This is a genomic window from Marinobacter litoralis, from assembly GCF_003336705.1.
GTDB lineage: Bacteria > Pseudomonadota > Gammaproteobacteria > Pseudomonadales > Oleiphilaceae > Marinobacter > Marinobacter litoralis.
The window spans coordinates 12202-33978 of sequence record NZ_QMDL01000003.1; the positions used below are offsets into that span (position 1 = coordinate 12202).

20 protein-coding genes are annotated in these 21777 nt (G+C 56.3%); 14 read left to right on the plus strand and 6 right to left on the minus strand.

Translation table 11 applies throughout. The features are described 5' to 3' along the window. Nucleotides 1-128: 128 nt before the first annotated feature. Complete coding sequence (locus DOQ08_RS09830) at nt 129-1013, plus strand: DUF4382 domain-containing protein (RefSeq protein WP_114334766.1); 885 nt, start codon at nt 129-131, stop codon at nt 1011-1013. A 40-nt stretch (nt 1014-1053) separates the two neighbouring features. Here DOQ08_RS09830 and DOQ08_RS09835 read toward each other — a convergent pair whose 3' ends face one another. Both DOQ08_RS09835 and mrcB read right to left on the minus strand, forming a co-directional pair. Then, complete coding sequence (locus tag DOQ08_RS09835; protein ID WP_114334767.1) at nt 1054-1638, minus strand: tetratricopeptide repeat protein; 585 nt, start codon at nt 1636-1638, stop codon at nt 1054-1056. Further along, nucleotides 1635-3944: a penicillin-binding protein 1B gene (mrcB, locus tag DOQ08_RS09840; RefSeq protein ID WP_114334768.1), complete on the minus strand. Its 2310-nt coding sequence runs from the start codon at nt 3942-3944 to the stop codon at nt 1635-1637. Before mrcB ends, DOQ08_RS09835 begins: the two co-directional genes overlap by 4 nt. 120 nt (nt 3945-4064) lie before the next feature. Here mrcB and DOQ08_RS09845 point away from each other — a divergent pair, with 120 nt between their 5' ends. Both DOQ08_RS09845 and DOQ08_RS09850 read left to right on the plus strand, forming a co-directional pair. Continuing rightward, on the plus strand, nt 4065-5651 hold the full coding sequence (locus tag DOQ08_RS09845; protein ID WP_114334769.1) for a bifunctional aminoglycoside phosphotransferase/ATP-binding protein: 1587 nt from the start codon (nt 4065-4067) through the stop codon (nt 5649-5651). Next, nucleotides 5651-6022: a Rieske (2Fe-2S) protein gene (locus tag DOQ08_RS09850; RefSeq protein ID WP_114334770.1), complete on the plus strand. Its 372-nt coding sequence runs from the start codon at nt 5651-5653 to the stop codon at nt 6020-6022. Before DOQ08_RS09845 ends, DOQ08_RS09850 begins: the two co-directional genes overlap by 1 nt. Here DOQ08_RS09850 and sfsA read toward each other — a convergent pair. Further along, nucleotides 6006-6737, minus strand: coding sequence for a DNA/RNA nuclease SfsA (gene sfsA / locus DOQ08_RS09855; protein WP_114334771.1), 732 nt, complete (start codon nt 6735-6737; stop codon nt 6006-6008). The genes DOQ08_RS09850 and sfsA overlap by 17 nt on opposite strands. Before the next feature lie 166 nt (nt 6738-6903). Between sfsA and dksA the strand changes: the two genes are divergently transcribed. From dksA to pgi, 10 genes are all read left to right on the plus strand, one after another. After that, nucleotides 6904-7347, plus strand: a complete 444-nt coding sequence (gene dksA, locus DOQ08_RS09860) for an RNA polymerase-binding protein DksA (protein ID WP_114334772.1) — start codon at nt 6904-6906, stop codon at nt 7345-7347. A 52-nt stretch (nt 7348-7399) separates the two neighbouring features. Then, on the plus strand, nt 7400-8317 hold the full coding sequence (gene gluQRS / locus DOQ08_RS09865; RefSeq protein WP_114334773.1) for a tRNA glutamyl-Q(34) synthetase GluQRS: 918 nt from the start codon (nt 7400-7402) through the stop codon (nt 8315-8317). A 4-nt stretch (nt 8318-8321) separates the two neighbouring features. Further along, nucleotides 8322-8498, plus strand: a complete 177-nt coding sequence (locus DOQ08_RS15960; RefSeq protein WP_165823646.1) for a hypothetical protein — start codon at nt 8322-8324, stop codon at nt 8496-8498. Beyond that, on the plus strand, nt 8488-11448 hold the full coding sequence (locus DOQ08_RS09870) for an ATP-binding protein (protein WP_114334774.1): 2961 nt from the start codon (nt 8488-8490) through the stop codon (nt 11446-11448). The genes DOQ08_RS15960 and DOQ08_RS09870 overlap by 11 nt, the downstream gene beginning before the upstream one ends. A gap of 7 nt (nt 11449-11455) precedes the next feature. Beyond that, nucleotides 11456-12850, plus strand: coding sequence for a sigma-54-dependent transcriptional regulator (locus DOQ08_RS09875; RefSeq protein ID WP_114334775.1), 1395 nt, complete (start codon nt 11456-11458; stop codon nt 12848-12850). A gap of 721 nt (nt 12851-13571) precedes the next feature. Beyond that, nucleotides 13572-14942: a polynucleotide adenylyltransferase PcnB gene (gene pcnB / locus DOQ08_RS09885; RefSeq protein WP_114334776.1), complete on the plus strand. Its 1371-nt coding sequence runs from the start codon at nt 13572-13574 to the stop codon at nt 14940-14942. Beyond that, the gene (gene folK, locus DOQ08_RS09890) at nt 14939-15439 is read left to right on the plus strand and encodes a 2-amino-4-hydroxy-6-hydroxymethyldihydropteridine diphosphokinase (RefSeq protein WP_114334777.1); all 501 of its coding nucleotides are present in this window, start codon (nt 14939-14941) and stop codon (nt 15437-15439) included. The genes pcnB and folK (DOQ08_RS09890) overlap by 4 nt, the downstream gene beginning before the upstream one ends. A gap of 124 nt (nt 15440-15563) precedes the next feature. Continuing rightward, nucleotides 15564-16358: a 3-methyl-2-oxobutanoate hydroxymethyltransferase gene (gene panB, locus DOQ08_RS09895; RefSeq protein WP_114334778.1), complete on the plus strand. Its 795-nt coding sequence runs from the start codon at nt 15564-15566 to the stop codon at nt 16356-16358. Continuing rightward, the gene (gene panC, locus DOQ08_RS09900; RefSeq protein ID WP_114334779.1) at nt 16355-17203 is read left to right on the plus strand and encodes a pantoate--beta-alanine ligase; all 849 of its coding nucleotides are present in this window, start codon (nt 16355-16357) and stop codon (nt 17201-17203) included. Before panB ends, panC begins: the two co-directional genes overlap by 4 nt. A gap of 54 nt (nt 17204-17257) precedes the next feature. Beyond that, nucleotides 17258-18919: a glucose-6-phosphate isomerase gene (gene pgi / locus DOQ08_RS09905; RefSeq protein ID WP_114334780.1), complete on the plus strand. Its 1662-nt coding sequence runs from the start codon at nt 17258-17260 to the stop codon at nt 18917-18919. Here the strand turns inward: pgi and folK (DOQ08_RS09910) are convergent. After that, the gene (gene folK, locus DOQ08_RS09910; RefSeq protein ID WP_114334781.1) at nt 18902-19417 is read right to left on the minus strand and encodes a 2-amino-4-hydroxy-6-hydroxymethyldihydropteridine diphosphokinase; all 516 of its coding nucleotides are present in this window, start codon (nt 19415-19417) and stop codon (nt 18902-18904) included. The genes pgi and folK (DOQ08_RS09910) overlap by 18 nt on opposite strands. Then, nucleotides 19417-19773, minus strand: a complete 357-nt coding sequence (gene folB / locus DOQ08_RS09915) for a dihydroneopterin aldolase (RefSeq protein ID WP_114334782.1) — start codon at nt 19771-19773, stop codon at nt 19417-19419. The genes folK (DOQ08_RS09910) and folB overlap by 1 nt, the downstream gene beginning before the upstream one ends. Before the next feature lie 145 nt (nt 19774-19918). Here folB and plsY point away from each other — a divergent pair, with 145 nt between their 5' ends. Beyond that, nucleotides 19919-20512, plus strand: coding sequence for a glycerol-3-phosphate 1-O-acyltransferase PlsY (plsY, locus tag DOQ08_RS09920; protein ID WP_114334783.1), 594 nt, complete (start codon nt 19919-19921; stop codon nt 20510-20512). 5 nt (nt 20513-20517) lie between these two features. Here the strand turns inward: plsY and tsaD are convergent, their stop codons facing one another. Then, entirely contained in the window at nt 20518-21573 is a 1056-nt protein-coding gene (gene tsaD, locus DOQ08_RS09925) for a tRNA (adenosine(37)-N6)-threonylcarbamoyltransferase complex transferase subunit TsaD (protein ID WP_114334784.1), read from the minus strand. Nucleotides 21574-21777: the final 204 nt, after the last annotated feature.

The window sequence follows — 21777 nt, forward strand, 5'->3', positions numbered from 1 at the left end:
CTTACCATTTCGTATTCCGCCTTTTTAGATGCTTTTGCTAAGGTTTAGGCAGGAACCCTTCATCGCGCTTGGCCGTGAAGTCGTTTTACCTCGTAGTCGAACCTACAAGATTTCTATCAGGAGGTTTTATGAAGTCCTCGACCAAACTATTTGCAATTTCCGCCCTCACCGGCGCCCTGGCAGCCTGTGGTGGTGGCGGTAGCAGTAGCGATTCGGCACAGACTGGGACGGTATCGGTGGGGCTGACCGATGCGCCAGTTGACCAGGCTGAAGCCGTTAACATTGAAATTACAGCACTCGTCCTCAAGCACCAAAGCGGTTCGCCGGTTCGGTATGAGCTTGATATTCCAGAGCCTGTAAACCTCCTCGACTACCAGAATGGTCAGGTAAAAGCCCTGCTGGATAGCAAGGAACTAGAAGCCGGAGAGTACCAGTGGGTGAGGCTGGAAATCGGTGACAATAACAACATCGTTATCGATGGGGCGGAATACACTCTAACTACCCCCTCTAAACGGGGTCTGCAAACCAGCGGGTTCACGGTGCCTGCAGGTGGCGAAGTGGCAATCACGATCGACTTTGACGTGCGGAAGTCCATTGTTAATCCCCAGAACGATCCGAACGCTTATAAGCTGAAACCAGTCCTGAGACTGGTCGACAACTCACAGGTTGGCAGCATCACCGGGACTATACCTGCAGAGTTGATTACTAAAGCTTGTGGGGGCGTGGACACCGTAGACTTCGTCGGCAATGTTTATGTGCATTCAGGAGCGAATCAGCAACCAGACGATATCGGAAGTGGCAACGAACCACTGGTCGTTGTCCCCGTTGAATTCGACGATAATTACAGCTATCAGGCAAGCTTCATTCCGGCGGGCGACTACACCGTCAGCTACACCTGCGACAGTGACCTGGTTGAAGATGCGGATGGACACCCATCGGACGATAATCTGACCTTCACCGAAGGTAAAAACACTACAGTAACTGCGAACGAGACATCGACTGTAAATTTCTGAACTAGCAAGGGGCTGCCGCAATAGGCAGCCCTTCCCAGCCTTACAGCGCCCGGGCCCTATCCTCCGCCTGAGAAGCCCCCGCAACATTACCCCTCGCTCGGCGAATATCCGCCAGCAGCAACCAGCCTGACCGTTGCATGCGGTAATCATTACCCGCCAGCGACAAGCCCTTCAAGGTGAACTGTTCAGCCGCTCCCAGGTTGTTCCCGGCCACATAGGCTTCCGCCAACTTGAAGTACACCTCCGCCGAACGTGGCGCTACCCGCTGGGCTCTTTCCAAGCGTGCAATCGCGCCTGCCGAGTCACCTTGCTGTAGCCGCTGGTCAGCATCGCGAATCAGAGCGACGGCTGCCGCAGGCAGTTCATCACCGGACTCGCGATAACTGGGCGAACGGGTAGGTTGCTCAGGCTCAGGAGCAGGCTCGCTGACTTCGGGCTGTTCACTCTTGCGCCACACTTGGGGCTCAGATCTTTCCGGCTCAGACGTTCTGGGCGGTTCAGGCGCTCTAGACTGATCGCCACCGCCCATCGGCACATAAATCGAACCCCCGCCCGGCGCTGAACATCCGGCCAAGCCAAGTATCAGCGCTAAGCTGGCCGCGTGCGTCATCGTTACTTTTTTCATCGAAACAATCCTTCAAACCAACTGCGTATTTGCCCACCAAAATCGCCGTTACAACCGGTGTGCCTATCGGGTTCACTGCCGGTCACGAAAGGAATCAGGCGTGCATTCTGGCACCCCTCACCCGTCAAGGCGTTGGCTTCAGTATCCACCCAATGGTACTGCACACCGTCCGGCATAACCGGTGAAAACCCGTGCTGGGGAATCTGCGCCATCATTGTGGACCAAATCGGCAAGGCACCCGATGCCCCAGTGAGCGAGGTCGGGCCGTTATCGTCACGGCCGACCCAAGCAACCGCCAGCAAATCACCGCTGAAGCCGGCAAACCAGGCGTCCCGGCCGTCGTCGGTGGTGCCGGTTTTGCCCGCCAGCGTTAACTGATCCGGCAGCGTGTAATAAGCCGAGCGTCCCGTACCTTCTTGCATGGTTTCCTGCATGGCGTATTGCACCAAATGCACGGCCGCTGGGTCGGCCACTTGATCCACTTTCAGGTTGTAGCGTGAAAGCGGCTCGTTGTCGGCATCCGTTACCTCACGAATGGTCCGCAAGGGCGTGTTGAAGCCTGATGTGGCCAAGCCTTGATACAACTGGGCCACGTCCACTGGCGCCAAATTCACGGAGCCCAGCAACATAGATGGATAGTCCGATATGGGGCCGGTGATACCAAACGCTCTCAGTTTTTCCTGAACTTCCGAAATACCAACATCCAGCCCCACTCGAACCGCCGGCAGGTTGTAAGATTTCGACAGTGCGCGGTGCAAAGGCACTTCGCCCCGTTCCTGCTTGTCGAAGTTCTTTGGCTGCCACAATTTACCGTCATCGAACTCCAGCGTGAACGCCTGATCTTTAACCGGTGTAATCAACGTGTACCGGTCGGCTTGCTCGAGGGCGGCCAGATACACAAACGGCTTGATCAGAGAACCCATCGGGCGCTTGGCGTCCACGGCCCGGTTGAAGCCGGCAAAACTGGGATTCTTACCGCCCACCAGAGCAAGCACTTCACCGGTGTCTTTCGCCGTGACCACTAAGGCCGCTTCCAGGGCATCCGCGCCCGGCAGCTTGGGCAAGGTTTTACTGACCGCAGCCTCAGAGGCGTGCTGAATCGCAGGGTCCAGCGTTGTGAAGATGCGCAAGCCTTCGCTTTGCAGGTCTTCCTCTTGATAGTCCCGGGCCAGGTGCCGGCGAACCAGATCAATGTAGGCCGGGTAACGATTGTCGGTGAACGAAGGCTTGGCACTGACGCCCAAAGGCTTGGCCTTCGCAGCCTTCGCCTCTTGTTCGGTCAGCAGCCCGGCTTCGGCCATTTCATCCAACACCAGATTGCGGCGCGCGGTCGCGCGTTTAGGGTGGCGCCTCGGGTTGTAGTAACTCGGGCCTTTCACCATCCCCACCAGCAGGGCCATTTGGTGCGGAGCCAAATCTTTCAGGCGCTCACCAAAGTAAAACTGACTGGCCAAACCAAAGCCGTGAATGCTGCGCACACCGGCTTGGCCGAGATACACCTCATTCAGGTAAGTTTCCAGAATGTCGTCTTTTTCGTAATGCAGCTCTAGCAGGATCGACATCAAGGCTTCGTTGCCTTTGCGTACCAGCGTCTGATCGCGCGTCAGGAAGAAGTTTTTCACCAACTGTTGGGTCAGTGTACTGCCGCCCTGCACCACCCTGCCGGCTTTGATGTTTGCCAACATAGCCCGGGCAATCGACAAAGGCGCCAAGCCAAAGTGACTGTAAAACTCGCGATCTTCCACTGCCATCAAAGTGCTTGGGAGCAGTTCGGGCACCTCTTCGAGCTGCACCAAAACCCGGTCTTCGCGGTGGGCAGGATAGATACCGCCAATTTGGGCGGGCTCAAGCCGAACGATCGGCGACTTAGGCCCAGAGATCACAGAAAACGATTGAACTTTGTCGCCACTCACAACCAGAGAGAGGCGGCGGCGGGGCTCCTCGCCATCCGGAAATACGAAGCCACGAGCGCTGATGACAAAACGGCCACCGGTACGCCGATAGGTGCCCAGTTTCGAACCATCACCGGCTCGATAACCGGCCAGTTCGAGCTCGCGCGCCAGCCCTGATGCACTGACACTGGCACCGTCATACAATTCCAAGGGGCGGGCATACACACGGGAAGGCACCTCAAAACGGCGGCCCTCAAAGCGGGATGTCACCACCGCATCCAGGTACACCATCCAGCCGGCCAGCACCACCAGCCCCACCAGTGTGAATCGGAACAGTAACCGCCAAAGCCCGGACTGGCGCTTCTTTGGCTGACTTTTAGGCGATTTTTTACGGGATTTCGTTGATTTACTCATACCGTGATTATAACGAAGCCAAGGAGGCGACTGGCAGGCCTGTTATGTGTTATTTCTGTAATCTGCCGTCTATCATAGAACAAACAAAATCAACGAGTTCAGGGAACCCAGGAGCAAAATGTGAGCGAACGCGCCCCCGACACACTGGTTAAAGCACTGCAGAACCCAGAGTTGTACGACCACCCCGTCAACGGTTTTCAGGTGATCGAGACCCATATATCTCAGGTTCTTCTGACCGGCGACTACGCCTACAAGATCAAGAAGCCCATGGATTTCGGCTTTCTCAACTTCTCGACTCTGGAACGCCGCAAGCATTTCTGTGAAGAAGAGCTTCGCCTGAATCGTCGTTTGGCACCTGAACTCTACCTTGACGTTCTACCCATTACCGGCAGCCCCGAACAGCCTATCCTCGGTGGCGAAGGAGAGCCGTTCGAATACGCCATCCGTATGCGCCAGTTTGATCAGAGTCAGCAGTTCGACCGCCTTCAGGCAAGTGGCGATCTGACACCGGACTTGCTTGGCAGCACGGCACGCCAGGTTGCTCTGTTCCACGACAGCCTTACACCGATAGCCGACGATAAGCCTCTGGGCACTGCCGAAGCGGTGTATGCCGCCATGCAGGAAAACTTCGACCAGATCCGCCCGCTACTGAGCGATACAGCACTTCTCACGCAATTGGACGCTCTGGAAGAGTGGACAAAGACCACTTTCGAACGGAACCGGGAGCTGGTGGTCGCCCGTCGCGCCAAAGGTATGGTCCGCGAATGTCACGGCGATCTTCACCTCGCCAACATCGCCGTATTCGACGGTCAGGTAACGGTGTTCGACTGCATTGAGTTCAATGAACCGTTCCGCTGGATTGATGTGATCAACGATTTGGCGTTCCTGCTGATGGACCTTGAATCACGTCAAGAGCATGAACTGGCAAACTTGGTCCTCAACACCTACCTCGAATACCGGGGTGATTTCGAAGGCTTGGAGCTATTGCCGCTCTATAAGGCCTACCGGGCGATGGTGCGGGCTAAAATCGCCCTGTTCAGCATGGGCAACCCGAGCCTGACCGACAGCGACATTGAAAGTTTGTGGCAGGTGTACCGCGATTACACGCAACTCGCCGAAGATTACGGCGCCATTCCGAATCATTATTTGCTGGCAACCACCGGCTTGTCGGCCTCTGGGAAAACCTGCGTCAGCGCCGCCATGTCGGCCGAATTAGGCCTGGTTCGTTTGCGTTCCGATGTGGAACGCAAACGCTTGCACGGGCTGGCCCCGCTGGATGACAGCAAATCCGGTTTGGGTACAGATCTTTACAGCCCGGAAGCCACTGAGAAAACCTACAAGCACTTGGCGACATTGGCGGATCAACTGCTGTCTTCCGGGTTATCCGTCATTGTGGATGCCGCCAGCCTGAAAGAAAGCGAGCGGGCACTGTTTGCTCAAGTCGCCGAGAATCAAGGCGTGCCCTTTGCACTGCTGCACACCGAAGCGCCAGAAGAACTGCGCCGCGACTGGGTACGCAAGCGCAAAGGCGATGCGTCTGAGGCCACCGAAGAGATGTTGGACGCTCAACAGACGTGGTTCGAGCCCCTGACGGCCGAAGAAAAAACCCACACCATTCATTTGCACACCGATCAGGAGCATGTGGCTGAAGCGGTAGCGGACAGAATCCGCCAGCACCTTGGCCTCAGCCCTCGATCCGGCCACTGATGCAATCGATTCAATCCCAATGGCAAACAGCTTGCCCGGCACACGATCTGGTGCCGGGCAAGTTCGTGGAATTTCGCCTGAAAGAAAAAGCGGTTGAGCCCGAAGGGATGCCACTAACCGGTTTTGTGTTTCTGGACAACGGCACACCCCGGGCTTACCTCAACGTGTGCCCACATCTGGGCATTGAGCTGAACTGGATGCCCGGCCGCTTTATGGATGCCGACAATTTGTTCATTCAATGCTCCACCCACGGCGCGCTGTTTAAACCTGGCACCGGTGAGTGTATAGCCGGGCCTTGCCAGGGCGATGCCTTAACAGAGCTGGATGTGCGCGAGCGCGAGGGCCTTATCGAAGTCAGGCTTCAAGATTGACCGGCACGGCATCAATCAAATCAAGCCGCGCGCTCGGGTTTCCGTCAACCCCCATCAAAGCAGCTTTATAAGCAATCACCTCCACTCCGGCTTCAACGGCTTGTCGCAGTAATTGGCCGTATTTCGGGTCAATGTGGTCCGCAGGCTGCACTTCTTCAATACCTGTGTGATTCACCACAAACAACAACACTGCCCGATCGCCATTGGCGACTTGTGCGATCAGCTCGCGCAGATGCTTTTGCCCGCGCTCGGTCACGGCATCCGGAAAATAACCCTGCGCGCCCTCCGCGAGTGTCACGTTTTTCACCTCTACCCACGCATCTGGCTCACTGTCATGACCCGAAAGCAGCAGATCAATACGGCTTTTTTCTTCGCCGTACCGCACCTCACTTCGGCATTGGCTGTAACCCCCAAGCTCAGGGATCACGCCCGCTTCAATCGCATGTTTGGCCTGTGCATTCGGGCGCGCAGTGTTCACACACGCAAGCGCACCCGGCCTGGCCTCCACCAGTTCCCAAGTGTATTTCAGCTTACGCTTGGAGTTATTGCTTTCGCTCAACCACACTCGCGCATTTTCCGGCTGACAATTGCGCATGGAGCCGGTGTTTGGACAGTGAGCAACCACCTCTTTCCCATCCGGCAAGCGCACGTCCGCCAAGAAGCGTTTATAGCGCCGAATCAAGCGCCCCTCTATCAATGGTTCTAAAAACTTCATATGCTCTCCACTATAAGCCGAAGTCACAGAGCTGGCACCCCTGAGACTTATCTGCTATTTTCCGCAAATTCCCATTACAGGGCGTCTGGGTAAAACCGTGCGGCACCGGTGCTGGTACGGATAACAAAGCGCCCGAGTAGAAGTACAAACAAGAGGCCAGGGCTCAATGGCAAAGAAGACTGCGCAAGCACCAAGCGAAACCTTTACCGGCTTCACCCCTTACGAGATCAAGAAGGGTGAAGACTACATGAGTGCAGAGATGCTGCAGCACTTCAAGGACCTGCTATTGGATTGGAAGCAGGAACTGATGGAAGAAGTCGACCGCACCATGCACCACATGCAGGAAGACGCTGCAAACTACGCGGATCCCAGCGACCGCGCAACCCAGGAAGAAGAGTTCAGCCTGGAATTGCGTACCCGGGATCGTGAACGCAAACTGATCAAGAAAATCGACAAGACCATCGATCGTATCGACAAAGACGATTACGGTTTCTGTGATCAGTGCGGCGTAGAGATCGGCATTCGCCGACTGGAAGCTCGCCCAACTGCAACGCTTTGCATCGACTGCAAAACGTTGGCAGAAATCCGCGAACGCCAGACCGGCATCTGACCTGCCCCTTACCGGTAAGCTGGCGGTCTGACCGCCAGCTTCCAGAGATCTTATGGAGCACACCCGATATCGCGGGCGCTTTGCGCCGTCCCCCACAGGCCCACTGCATTTTGGCTCCTTGGTCACCGCTGTTGCCACATGGCTGGAAGCCCGAGCGGCTAATGGTGACTGGTTAGTTCGCATCGAAGACCTTGACCCCCTCAGGGAACCCCCGGAAGCCACCGATCAAATCCTGCATTCTCTCGACGTTCACGGATTACATTCTGACGAGCCTATACGCTTCCAGTCCCGGCGGCACCCGGCTTACCAAGACGCTATCGATCATCTACTGGGAAACGGAAAAGCATACCGGTGTAGCTGTTCCCGCAAACAGTTACAAGCTCATGGCGGGCGCCATCCGCATCAATGCAGAACTCTCAAAGCCGTCTCCGGAGGTTCTCCTCATGCCATTCGTTTTGCCCTCATCGACGAGCGTTGCCAATGGATGGATCTGTTACTCGGGCCGCAACAGCAAACCGTTCAAGCCGAACTGGACGACCCTGTTCTGCAGCGGAAAGAAGGCTTTTATGCTTACCAATTAGCGGTCGCTGTGGACGATATCGATCAAGGCATCACCCACGTGGTACGGGGGTCTGATTTGCTGGATATGACGGCCCAGCAACAGCAAATATTCCAGGCCTTGGGCGCTGCGGCTCCTCAATGGCTGCACATCCCGGTTATTCTCAACGATCAGAACCAGAAACTGAGCAAACAGAATCACGCGCCGGCCCTTGATGACTCGAAACCGGCAGCGAATCTGGTACACGCGCTCGCGGCTCTCGGCCAACACCCGCCTGAATTACTCTTCAGTGCCACCGTAGATGAGGTTCTGGCCTGGGCCCGGGCACACTGGCAACGTACCGCCATTCCCCTGACATCCCAGCAAGCCCGTGGTATAACCCCAAGTACACAATCGCACTTGGACCACTAACCTGATGTATATCTACCGCCTGGTTTTTCTACTGGTGCTGGCTATCTATATTTTTTCACCAAACATCCTGAGTTGGTGGACCGGCCCTGGTAATGCCTGGTACACCCCGTTCATTTTTTGGGGCGGCCTGATTGTGATCGGTTTCTGGCTGGAATGGCGGCGAGATCCCAATGAGTTTTAGCGCACCGGGGCTGCTACTGGCCAGCTTGCTTTATCTAAGCCTCCTGTTCGGCATTGCCTGGGCAACCGAACGCGGCACGCTGCTTCGCCAGTGGGTACGCCACCCGCTGACCTATACGCTCAGCCTCGGCGTATACGCCGGCATATGGGCGGTTTACGGTGCCATCGGATTCGCAGCAGAATCAGGGTTCGGGTATCTGGCGTACTATTTAGGGATCAGCGGGGCATTCTTGCTGGCACCCGTTCTGCTCAGCCCGATTTTGCGAATCAGCAGGGCTTACCAGCTTACATCGCTGGCCGATCTGTTCGCATACCGCTACCGGAGCCAATGGGCGGGTACCCTCGTCACACTCTGCTCGGCGGCAGCGATCATGGCCTTGCTCAGCATGCAGATTCAGGCAGTTTCGGTCTCTGCCAGTTTGCTCGCACCCGATACATCCCCAAAATTTATCAGCACGCTGTTCTGCTTGATTGTTGTGCTGTTCGCTGTCCTATTCGGCGCACGCCGGCACCAGTCATCCAGCCACCATCAGGGCTTGGTGCTGGCGATCGCGTTCGACTCGCTGGTTAAACTGGGGGCCTTACTGGTGCTCGGTGGCGTGATTCTATTCGGCGTATTTAACGGAAGCGCAGGCCTGGAACACTGGCTGGCCGATACGTCGAGGCTGGAATCTCCGATGGCCATGAACGTGAACGACGGTACCTGGCGCGCGTTGTTGCTGATGTCATTTGCAGCCACTTTGGTGTTACCCCACATGTACCACATGACCTTCAGCGAAAATCCGTCGCCACGAGCACTCGGGAAAGCCAGTTGGGGCCTGCCTCTGTATCTGTTGCTGCTGAGCGTGCCTGTGCCACTGATTGTCTGGGGTGGCCAAGCGCTCGGGGTAACGGGGCCACCGGCCTTCTTCAGTATTGGTGTTGCTCAGGCACTGGAAAGCCCAATACTGACACTTCTGATGTATATCGCCGGCCTTTCCGCGGCCAGTGGGCTTATGATTGTCAGCACGCTGGCACTGGCTGGCATGGTGCTCAACCATGTCGTGCTCCCCTTAAAAACACCAAAAGATCAGGGTGACATTTACCGCTGGCTACAGTGGGTTAAGCGATTGCTGATCGCGGCCATCTTATTCATGGCTTTGCTTTTTCACGAAGTTGTCGGCCAACGCCTCGACCTCTCTATTCTGGGCGCTATTTCACTCGCAGGCACACTGCAACTGCTTCCTGGTGTGCTGGGGGTTATTTACTGGCCCGAAGGCAATCGTCGCGGATTGATCGCAGGGTTAGTGACAGGGCTGGCGATCTGGAGCCTCACTCTCGTCCTTCCTTTTTCCTATACGTTTGACCTACTGTCGTTGATAGGCATGCCCGTTACTTCAGGCTACGTAAACTGGCACGTGGTAACGTTCATCAGCCTGACAGCCAATGTGGCCATGTTCGCCGTAGTTTCGATCCTGAGCCCTGCGACCCCCGAAGAAGCCAGTGCCGCCCAGGCCTGCTCCATGGGAGCCCTCTCACGCCCCCAGCGTCGTGAACTGTTTGCCTCTTCATCGGCCGATTTTATTCACCATCTGGCCGAGCCTTTGGGCATTAACGTTGCGCGCCGTGAAGTACACCAGGCACTGGCACAACTAAAACTGCCGTCGTCGGAATTCCGCCCGTATCAGTTGCGGCGACTACGGGACCAGATTGAGGCCAATTTATCCGGACTGCTTGGCCCCTCCATCGCCAGAGACATGGTGAAACGCCATCTGGGTTTTAAGCCCATGGCGCACAGCGGCACCGGACAAGACATTCGTTATGTCGAAAGAGCGCTCGGCGATTACCAAAACCAGCTCACGGGGCTGGCGGGCGAGCTGGACAACTTGCGGCGCCATTATCGGCAAACCCTGCAAAACCTGCCGATTCCTGCCAGCTCCATTGGCGACGATGGTGAAATATTGATGTGGAACCATGCCATGGAGACGCTCACCGGCATCTCGGCCGATGAAGTGGTCGGCGCCAAACTCATGGCGCTACCGGAGCATTGGCACGCGCTACTGGATGATTTTAATAGCGGCAGCGACCTTCACCGATACAAACACCGGCTGGATTTGCGCGGCAAACCTCACTGGCTGAACCTGCACAAAGCGGCACTGAATGGCCCCGATCATCCGGAAGGCGGTTCGATCATTCTGGTCGAAGACCAAACCGAAACCAGACTGCTTGAAGACGAACTCATGCACAGTGAGCGTTTAGCTTCCGTGGGCCGGCTAGCGGCCGGTGTCGCCCATGAAATTGGCAACCCCGTGACGGGCATTTCGTCATTGGCCCAGAACCTCAAACTGGAAACCGATAACCCGGAGATTCTGGACACAGCCAACCAGATCCAGCAGCAAACCCGGCGCATTTCCACGATTTTGCAATCGCTGATGAACTTCTCTCGCACGGGCAACCATGCCCATGCCACACGCTATGAACCTGTCAGCCTTCATCGGTGTGTGGAGGAATCGATCAATCTGCTATCACTGGGCGAAAACCGCAAAGGCATTCATTACGAAAACGCCTGCCCGACGGATCTGCAAATCCTCGGCGACGAGCAGCGTTTAGTGCAGGTGTTCGTCAACCTGCTGGCCAATGCCCGGGATGCCTCTCCAGAGGGTGGCACCATACAGGTGACTGGCAAGCGCGATAGCTACTCCGCTATCATCGAAGTGGTTGACGAAGGTACAGGGATACCTTCGGACCAACAGGACCATGTATTTGAACCCTTTTTTACTACCAAGGCATCTAATAAAGGCACAGGGCTTGGCCTATCCCTCGTGTACAGTATTGTTGAAGAGCACTATGGCAATATCCAGGTAGAGAGCCCCGTGCAGACCATGAGCGGCAAAGGCACTTGCATGAGGCTTCGCCTGCCAGCTTACGAACCCGACACCGATGCCGACAGTCGCCTGAACGAAAGGTCGTGAACGTACTATGCCCCGCATTCTGATTGTTGAAGACGAAGACATTATACGATCTGCAGTCCGCAAACTGCTCCAGCATGCTGGCTACGAGGTGGCCGATGCCATTTCGGTCGAAGCGGCGGAGGAACTGGAACCCGATACCTTCGACCTGGTCATTACCGATCTTCGCTTGCCCGGTGCCGCCGGCACGGAAATGATCAACCGGGCACCCAATACCCCGGTGCTGATCATGACCAGCTACGCCAGCCTACGCTCGGCCGTAGACTCCATGAAAATGGGGGCGGTGGATTACATCGCCAAACCGTTTGACCACGATGAAATGCTGGCAGCCGTCGAAGGCATTTTGGCGCGCAAAGACGCACTGCCTGCCAGCAACGAAGACACCGACGCTTCCGGAGCGGAAGTACCCGACCCATCCAACATTATGTTTGGTCAGTGTGAACCGATGGAAAAGGTGTTCACACTCATTCGAAAAGTGGCCCCCACCCAGACCACGGTTTTGATCAACGGTGAATCCGGTACCGGTAAAGAGTTGGCCGCCCGAGCGCTGCACCTTCTGAGCCCTCGCGCCTCCAAACCTCTGATTTCGGTCAACTGCGCGGCTATTCCAGAGAGCCTGATTGAATCCGAACTGTTCGGTCACGAGAAAGGCTCGTTTACCGGAGCGGTATCGGCTCGCACCGGTCTGATCGAAGCCGCCGACGGGGGTAGCCTGTTTCTCGACGAAATCGGTGAATTGCCCGCAGAAGCCCAGGCTCGATTACTTCGGGTGCTTCAGGAAAGCGAAATTCGCAAGGTAGGTGCCACTCAGAGCCGGAAAGTGGATGTCCGCATGATTGCGGCCACACACCGAAACCTCAAAGCCATGACTCGTACCGGCGAGTTTCGGGAAGACCTCTATTACCGATTGAACGTCATGCAAATCCGGCTACCGCCGCTGCGAGAGCGTCGCGCAGATATCCTTGGCCTAGCCGGGCGTTTCCTGAAGCAGCAAGCGCAAAGGCTTGAGCGGCCGGACCTGCACCTGAGCCCTGAAGCCATGCAGGCTCTGCAGCGTTACCGCTGGCCGGGCAACGTTCGGGAATTGGAAAACGCCATAGAACGAGCCTCTATTCTTGTGGACGGCGACACCATCACACCCTCCGTGCTGGACCTCGACAGCGATTCGGGTGACGAATACATTCCTGAAACCCTGGTGGAGGGGAATAACGAGAGTACCCCCACCCGAGAAACGGATTCAGCCAACGACTTGTCTCTGGAAGACTACTTTCAGCACTTCGTTATCGAGAACCAGGATCGTATGAGCGAAACCGAGTTGGCTCAAAAACTGGGCATCAGCCGGAAATCTCTTTGGGAGCGCAGACAACGCTTGGGCATTCCCCGCAAAAAATCCAGCAGCACCTGAACACCTGCCCGGTAACAAATGAACCCAGACTCATTTGTTACCGGGCGTTCCCCTCGGTAACACTTCCCCCACCATTTTTTGTGACCCAGGTAACACTTTCCCGGAATACGGGGTAACACTTATTTCTCGACTATCCGTAACCCACTGTTAACAAACAATTTTCAAATTGTGGCACGGCCTCTGCACTATTAAGAGCGCACAACAACAAAAACAAAATGTGACATCGCAGCGGCAACAACAAAAACAAAAAGCTGCAAAGAAAACGCCCGGTAACAAAAACAAAAATAGGGCGTAAGCGAACTGAGTGTTTTGGGTGCTAGGTTTTTTTGTGGTCCCTCAGCATGCGCGAGTTGTAGATGTGGAGAAGAATCGTCTTCCAGACGACACCACGCCTGCGTTAAAGCCCGCTCCATGCAATTGACTACACCATGTATTCAAAGCTTTCCGCTTGCATATTATTGAGCCCGAACGTTGGGCACGCAGTGGGGCAAAACATTAAAAAGAATCCCGACACAAAACAAAAATAATTGCAGATCGTCGAAGCTTTCAGGGCGGATTCGTGAAAACGGATCCGCCTTTTGATTATTAGCCTCAACGAAAACTCTCCGCCTCCAAATCAGACAAACACTCATCATTTCCAGCCTAATATCACCCAAACATGTGCAATTCCTGCGCAAACCGTTAAAATCCACGTTTTTGCTCTGCGCAAACACGGAATTCCATGCCTAAAAGACTTGTAGATAAACTGCGTTCTTTCATGCCCGGCAACGGGAAAAAGAAAGCCAAACATTACCAGCGCCAAGAGATCCCGCGGGACCAGCACAATGTCTCTCGCTCGATGATCAGCGAACCGGCGAAGAAGGTACTCAACCGACTGAACAAGTCCGGCTATGAGGCCTATCTGGTGGGCGGCGGTGTGCGAGACATCGTTCTGGGCGGCCGGCCCAAAGACTTCGACATCGCCACCAACGCAACACCTGAAGAAGTACACGACCTGTTCCGCAACTCCCGGCTAATTGGCCGGCGCTTCCGTATCGTGCATGTGGTCTTCGGGCGTGAAATCATCGAGGTCACCACCTTCCGCGGCAACGCTGAGGCCTCTAATGAAGATCACTCTGACCACGAACACAAAACCAGCGAACACGGCCTTCTGCTGCGAGACAACGTTTACGGCAGCCTGGAAGACGATGCTCTGCGACGCGACTTCACCATCAACGCTCTTTACTACTGCATTCGTGACTTCAGCATCATCGATTTCGCCAACGGCATGCAGGACCTCGAAAACCAGCAGATACGACTGATTGGAGACCCGGCAACCCGATACCGTGAAGACCCGGTTCGCATGTTGCGCGCTATCCGTTTCGCGGCGAAGCTTGGTTTCGAGATCGAACCAGAAACCGAAGCCCCTATTCGTGAATTGGCCCCTCTTCTGGGCCACATTCCACCAGCACGCTTGTTTGACGAAGTACTTAAGCTGCTTTCTGCCGGTTACGGTGAAGCCACTTATGAACTACTCAAAGATTACGGCTTGCTTGAAATGCTGTTCCCGGAAACCGTTCGCGCCCTTAATAACGGAGAATCCGACGAACTCATCCGCCAGGCCTTACGCAACACCGACGCCCGTATAGCTCAAGGCAAATCAGTCACACCGTACTTCCTGTTTGCCGCCATGTTATGGCCGGCACTGCAAGCCGAATGGCGCGTGCGACAGGATAACGGCGACCCGGTTCAGCCTGCTCTCCATGGAGCTATCGGCAAGGTAATTGGCCGTCAGGTTCAAGCCACCTCAATTCCCAAGCGTTTCTCTGGCCCAATGAAGGAAATCTGGGAACTTCAGACTCGACTTCCCCGTCGCCAGGGCAAGCGGGCACTTGCCACGCTTAGCCACCCCCGCTTCCGCGCCGCGTACGATTTCTTGCTGGTGCGTGAATCGGCCGGCGAGCTGGAACCCGGCCTTGGCGCTTGGTGGACGGACTTCCAAAGAGCCGACGAACGCGGGCAGGAAAAGATGCTGTCCCAGGTAGGCTCGGCAGCAGGCCCCCGAAAACGTGGCCGCAAACGTAGCCCCAATAAAAAACCACCTCAGTCATGACCACTGTCGTTTACGTAGGCCTGGGTAGCAATCTGGAAAACCCCGCTGCCCAACTGGCCCGTGCGGTGATGGAGTTGTCGCGCTTGCCGCAGACCCGCTTGCAGGCTCAGTCGCCGTTTTATGCCAGCCGGCCGGTCGGGCCGCAAGATCAGCCCGACTTCGTCAATGGAGCGGTGGAGCTGGCAACAAGCCTGACACCCCATCAACTGCTGGACCATTTACAGGCCATCGAGCAGGCCCACGGGCGGGAAAGACTGCAACACTGGGGGCCGCGCACACTGGATCTGGACGTACTTCTTTTTGGCACCGAAACCGTCAGCGATGAACGCCTGACCGTTCCCCACGCCGAGCTGGCAAACCGGGATTTCGCGCTTCAGCCCCTGCTGGACCTGAATCCGGAACTGACATTACCCGATGGCCGCCGTGTTGATGAGTTACGGGCGCAGTGCCCGGACAATCAGCTACGCAAGCTGCCACCAATGGCCGAATCAGACTAACCCAAGGGCAGGAACTCCATGCTACCCTTGTGGCTGACACACCTCGGCATTAATCTTATACTTCTCTGAGCACCGGAAGACCCCGGATCATTACTGGCCCATCCACCCAAAAGGCAAGGATCTTATGGCAGTTACCATTAATACCCTGCGGGAACTCAAGCAGAAAGGCGAAGCCTTCTCAGCGCTTACCTCCTACGACTCCACCTTTGCACAGGTGGTCAGCGAAGCGGGCGTGGATGTAATCCTGATTGGTGACTCACTCGGCATGGTACTGCAAGGCAACGACAGCACTTTGCCCGTAACCATGGAACACATGATCTACCACACCAGCTGCGTGGCTAAAGGCAACAAAGGCTCGCTGATCATGGCCGACATGCCCTTTATGTCTTACGGCACCGTCGCCGACGCGCTGGACAACGCCGCGGAACTCATGCGTGCCGGTGCCCACATGGTCAAACTCGAAGGCACCGACTGGATGAGAGACACCATCGAAGCCTTGAGCGAACGGGGCGTACCTGTGTGTGCCCACCTGGGGCTAACACCCCAGTTCGTCAACAAATTCGGCGGCTACAAAGTCCAGGGTCGCGACGACAAAGCCGCGGAAGCCATGATCGAGCACGCTTGCCAGCTGGAAGCGGCCGGGGCAGACATCATCTTGCTTGAATGCGTCCCCGCGCCCCTTGCTGCCCGTATAACCCAGGCTGTTAAAGCGCCGGTTATCGGCATTGGCGCCGGCTCAGACACCGACGGCCAAGTACTGGTACTGCACGACATGCTGGGCGTAACCCCGGGCCGAAAGCCCCGGTTCGTAAAGAACTTCCTGGCAGACACCGCTTCCATTCCGGAAGCCATCGCAGCCTATGCCAAGGCTGTTAAAGAACGCACTTTCCCCGCCGAGGAGCATACGTTCAAGGCATGAGAACCGTACATTCACTCAAAGAACTTCGCAGCATCCTGAAAGCCTACCGCCAACAGGGCAAAACCATCGCGCTGGTGCCCACCATGGGCAACCTTCACGAAGGCCACATTTCCTTGGTGCGTAAAGCCTCCGAAGCCGCAGACATTGTTGTCACCAGCATTTTCGTGAACCCCATGCAGTTTGGCGCTAACGAAGATCTGGATTCGTACCCGCGTACGCTGGCCGAAGATCAGGACAAACTGGCTCCGGCTGGCAACACCCTGATTTTCGCGCCGCCGGTTTCCGAAATTTACCCGGAAGGCCTTGCCAACCAAACCAAGGTAGTGGTGCCGGAAGTCAGCGAGGGCCACTGCGGTGCGAGCCGCCCGGGTCACTTCGAAGGTGTGGCCACCGTGGTCACCATGTTGTTTAACATGATCCAGCCGGACATGGCGTTTTTCGGCGAGAAAGACTTCCAGCAACTCGCGGTGATTCGCAAGATGACTCGCGACCTGATGATGCCCATCGAAATCATCGGCGCACCTACCGTGCGCGAAGAAGACGGTTTGGCAAAAAGCTCACGCAACGGCTACTTGTCTGAAGAAGAAAGAGCCATTGCACCGGTCGTCTACAAAACACTGACACATGCCGCACAGCAGCTCGAAGCAGGCAACGGTGATTTCGCCGCTCTGGAACAAGAGGCTCGTGATACTCTGACAAACGCCGGCTTACGCCCCGATTACTTTAATATTGTGAACAGCCTGACGCTCAAGCCGGCTTCCGAAGCCGACAAAGAGCTGACCCTGCTGGTGGCGGCCTTTCTAGGCACCACACGGCTGATCGACAATCTCTCTGTTACTCGCTAAACACCGGACTCGCTGTCGCGTGTGCGCGCGGCAGCGAACAGAAAGGACACTCTGATGCCACCCGCTTCGGCACCTCTGACTGAAAAACCCGAATGGCACGCGCTTCTCCAGCAAAAGCAGCAACTGGAGAGCGTGCTTATGCGCGACCTGTTTCAAACAGACCCCAAACGTGCAGACCGATATCTAATTAAAGGTGCGGGGCTGACGCTTGATTTCTCACGCAACCGTCTGACCGACGAAACGCTTACGGCTCTTTCTGATCTGGCAAGGGCGTGCAATCTGCCACAACGCATTACCGACCTAGTCACCGGCGCCAAGGTTAACCGCACAGAAAACCGGCCCGCGCTGCATACCGCCCTGCGCCAGCCGGCCGGTGACTCAGTCTGGGTTGACGGCAAAGACATCATTCCCGAAATCCATGCCACGCAAGCCCGCATGGAACAACTTGATCAAGCCATTCAGAGCGGCACCAAAACCGGCCACACCGGTCGTGCTTTCACCGATATTGTCAGCATCGGCATCGGCGGCTCCTTCCTTGGCCCTAAACTCGCCGTAGAAGCGCTCACCCCCTTCTGGCAAGGTAATCTGAGGTGCCATTTTGTTGCCAACATCGATGGTACGGATATCGCTGAAACGCTGAAGTCGCTTAACCCCGAAACTACCTTGTTTCTGGTGCAATCAAAATCGTTCCGCACACAGGAAACCCTCGATAACAGCCTGATCGCCCGAGAGTGGTTCCTCACTAACGGCGGCAACCAAGACGCCGTCGCCCATCACTTTATGGCCGTGACCGCCAACACTGATGAGGCGGTGCGGTTTGGCATTCACCCGGACAACATCTTCCCGATGTGGGACTGGGTGGGCGGCCGGTACTCGCTCTGGTCGGCTATTGGCTTGCCCATCGCGCTGATGGTCGGCATGGACAACTTCCGCGCACTGCTGGCCGGCGCGCACGCCATGGACTGCCATTTCAAAGAAGCACCAACCGAGCAGAACCTGCCGGTCGTTATGGCGTTACTAAGTGTTTGGTACAACAACTTCTGGAGCGCCCAAAGCCACGCTGTGCTGCCCTACGACGAATACCTGAAGCACTTGCCCGAGCACCTGCAACAACTGGACATGGAAAGTAACGGTAAGAAGGTGACCCAAGACGGTGCTCCAGTGGATTACGAAACCGGCCCGATTCTCTGGGGCGGCGTTGGCGCGAACGGCCAGCATGCCTATCATCAGCTGATTCACCAAGGCACACGTTTGGTGCCCGCCGACTTTGTGATTCCGCTGACATCCCACAATCCGGTGGGCCACCACCATGCCACCCTGTTCGCCAACTGCCTGAGCCAGGCCCGCGCCATGATGGCTGGAAAAACAGAGGCAGAGGCTCTGCAAGAATTGATCGCAAGTGGCCTGGATCAAAATGCCGCTGCCGAACTCGCTCCACACAAAGCCATTCCCGGCAATAAACCTAGCAATATTCTGTTGATGGCGAAGATAACGCCGGAAACGCTAGGCGCACTGGTGGCGCTTTATGAGCACCGGACCTTCGTGCAAAGCGTGATTTGGGATGTGGACTGTTTTGACCAATGGGGCGTCGAGCTCGGCAAGCAGATGGGCAATGAAATCCTGCCGCGCCTGATCGACAATGAAGAAGTCGGCAGCGCCGGGGATAGCGCAACCGATAATCTGGTCGCCCTGTTCCGCTCAGCCAATCGCCGCTGAAATCTGGCGCTCCTGCCAGATGAAATCGACCGGCCAGAGCTTCTGGTCGGCGGCGTAATACTGCCACAACTCAGAATAACTCTTCCCGTTAACGGGGTGTTTCGTCTCTGGCGCAATATCGGCCAGGGGCTTTAGTACAAACGCATTCTTCAGGATTTCACCTCGCGGCAGCTCCACCCCGGCCACAAGGCCTACTTCATCGCCGTATGTGAGAATATCCAAATCCAAAGTCCGCGGGCTGAATCGGGGGGCATCCGGACGCCGACCAAAATCCAGCTCCATCTGCTTCAACAGTCGCGATAATTCGGCCACCTGTAACTCGGTATGAAAACCCACCGCCAGATTCAAAAAGTTTGAACCGGAAAAGCCGACGGGCTCACTCTCGTACACCGGCGACACCGACAGCTCACCAAACGCGTTCTGCAAGGCATCCAGAGCGAGCCCGACATGCCGGTAGCGCTCAACATTACTGCCTATGCCAAGAAGCACCCTCGCCATCAGCGCTGACCTCGCTCAATCCGCACGCCCACAGAGGTAGCCGCCGGAACCGCACCGGGCTTGTTAACGGTAATGCGCAGCCAGCTCACGCCAAAATCCTGCTGCAACATAGTGGCAACCGCTTCCGCCGCGGTCTCGATTAACTGCGGCTGCAACGCTTGAATGCATTGGCTGACCCGCTCACTCACGGCCGCATAGTCGAGGGCATCGGCGACATCGTCACTCGCTGCCGGCACCCGGTTGTCCCAAGCCATTTCAAGGTCCACCAGCAGCCGCTGGGTGATCTCCCGCTCCCAGTCATAAACACCAATAACGGTTTCTACTGCCAAACCTTCCACTAACACCACATCTGCCAAACCAGACTCCCTAGGCTTACACTCTTGGCTGATTGAATATTATACAGACAAGCGATACTGTGGCCGTTCGCCTGCTCGCCTGAATTTGGGGCAGCTATTTTCTCACAGAATACCGGATGCCGTCTGCGCGCCTTGTGAAACACCTATGGAAACCGCTAGCCAACCGATCTTAATTGTTCTGCTCTGTTTTGGAGCTTATCTCGCCGGGTCGGTGCTGTTTGCCATCCCGGTTTGCCGGGCCTGGCGGCTTCCAGACCCTCGAGCTCAAGGCTCCGGTAACCCAGGGGCGACCAATGTGTTTCGTGCAGGAGGCTGGCAACCGGCACTCACGACTCTTGCTCTTGATGCGCTAAAAGGCTGGCTACCGGTCTGGCTGGCCAATCAGGCCGACATGTCGATTATGGTGCAGGCCATCGTCGCCTTGAGCGCCGTGACCGGCCACATGATTCCGATTTTTTTCCGATTCAAAGGCGGGAAAGGTGTCGCCACAGCGCTTGGTGCAGGTTTAGCGCTCGCGCCGCTCACCACACTGCTGATGGCAGCTGTCTGGCTTGTCGTGATTTGGCGTTCACGAATCAGTGCACTGGCGTCGATCATCGCCATTGGCTCCGGCCCCATCATCAGCGCGATTCTGGAGCCGGACACACTGCCACTCTTTGGCCTGCTCACCCTGCTTATCGTGGTTCGCCACCGCAACAACCTGATTCGGCTGGCCCAAGGCAGAGAAACGGGGCTTTAACGGATTTAGTCCACCAACCCATTGGCGCGCGGCTCGTTCACCGACGGCAGGGTATCCATCGGCCAGCGCGGCACGGAAACAATCCGCTCGCCATCTTTCTGCCCTTTTCTCAAACGCTGTGCACCGGCATACGCAATCATCGCGCCGTTGTCGGTGCAGAATTCAGGGCGTGCGTAGAACACCGAACCGCCAAGTTTTGCGGTCATTTTCTCAAGGCCGGCGCGCAAGCGTTTGTTTGCACTCACACCACCGGCAATCACCAAGCGTTTGCAGCCTGTCTGCTCCAAGGCCCGGCGACATTTGATGGTTAACGTATCCACCACCGCCGCCTCAAAGGCCAAGGCAATGTCCGCCTTTACCTGCTCATCAAACTCTCCGGCATCCTTTGCCGCGTTAACGGTATTGAGGGTAAAGGTTTTCAAGCCACTAAAGCTGAAATCCAGGCCCGGGCGATCCGTCATCGGGCGGGGGAAGCGGTAACGCCCTTCCCGCCCTTTTTCCGCCAAGGCGGCCACTCTGGGGCCACCGGGGTAATCCAGTCCCAACATTTTTGCAGCCTTGTCGAAGGCTTCACCGGCCGCATCATCCACCGACTCGCCCAGCATCTCGTACTCACCAATGCCATCGACTCGGACTAACTGCGTATGGCCACCCGACACCAACAGGGCGACAAAAGGAAACGCCGGCGGGTTGTCTTCCAGCATAGGGGCCAGCAAATGCCCTTCCATGTGGTGCACACCCAGCACTGGGATATCCAGCGCGTACCCCAAAGCGTGGGCCACCGAGCCGCCCACCATCAATGCACCCACAAGACCGGGACCCGCGGTGTAAGCAATTCCCTCTATGTCGGTTCGAGCCTTACCGGCATCCGCCAACACCTGATCGCACAGGGGCAACAGCTTTCGAACATGATCCCGGGAGGCCAGCTCTGGCACCACACCGCCATAGTCGGCATGCACCTCTACCTGGCTAAACAGGGCGTGGGCCAGCAGGCCCTGCTCGTCGTCCAACAGGGCAACGCCCGTCTCATCGCAAGAAGTTTCAATACCAAGAATCAGCATAAATCGGGGCCGTGTCCGCGGGGTTGGAATGATTGACGATAATTTTATCAGAAACCCGACCGCCCCCGTCACTTTCGTTGAACAATGATTGACCTGACGTGTCCCAGCCGTTATCATTGCCGCCCTTAATTATGCACTGGTCGAGTTATAACCAATCTGACCAGGGATCGAGCCGCGAGAATCTATTTCAGCGGAACAATTTGA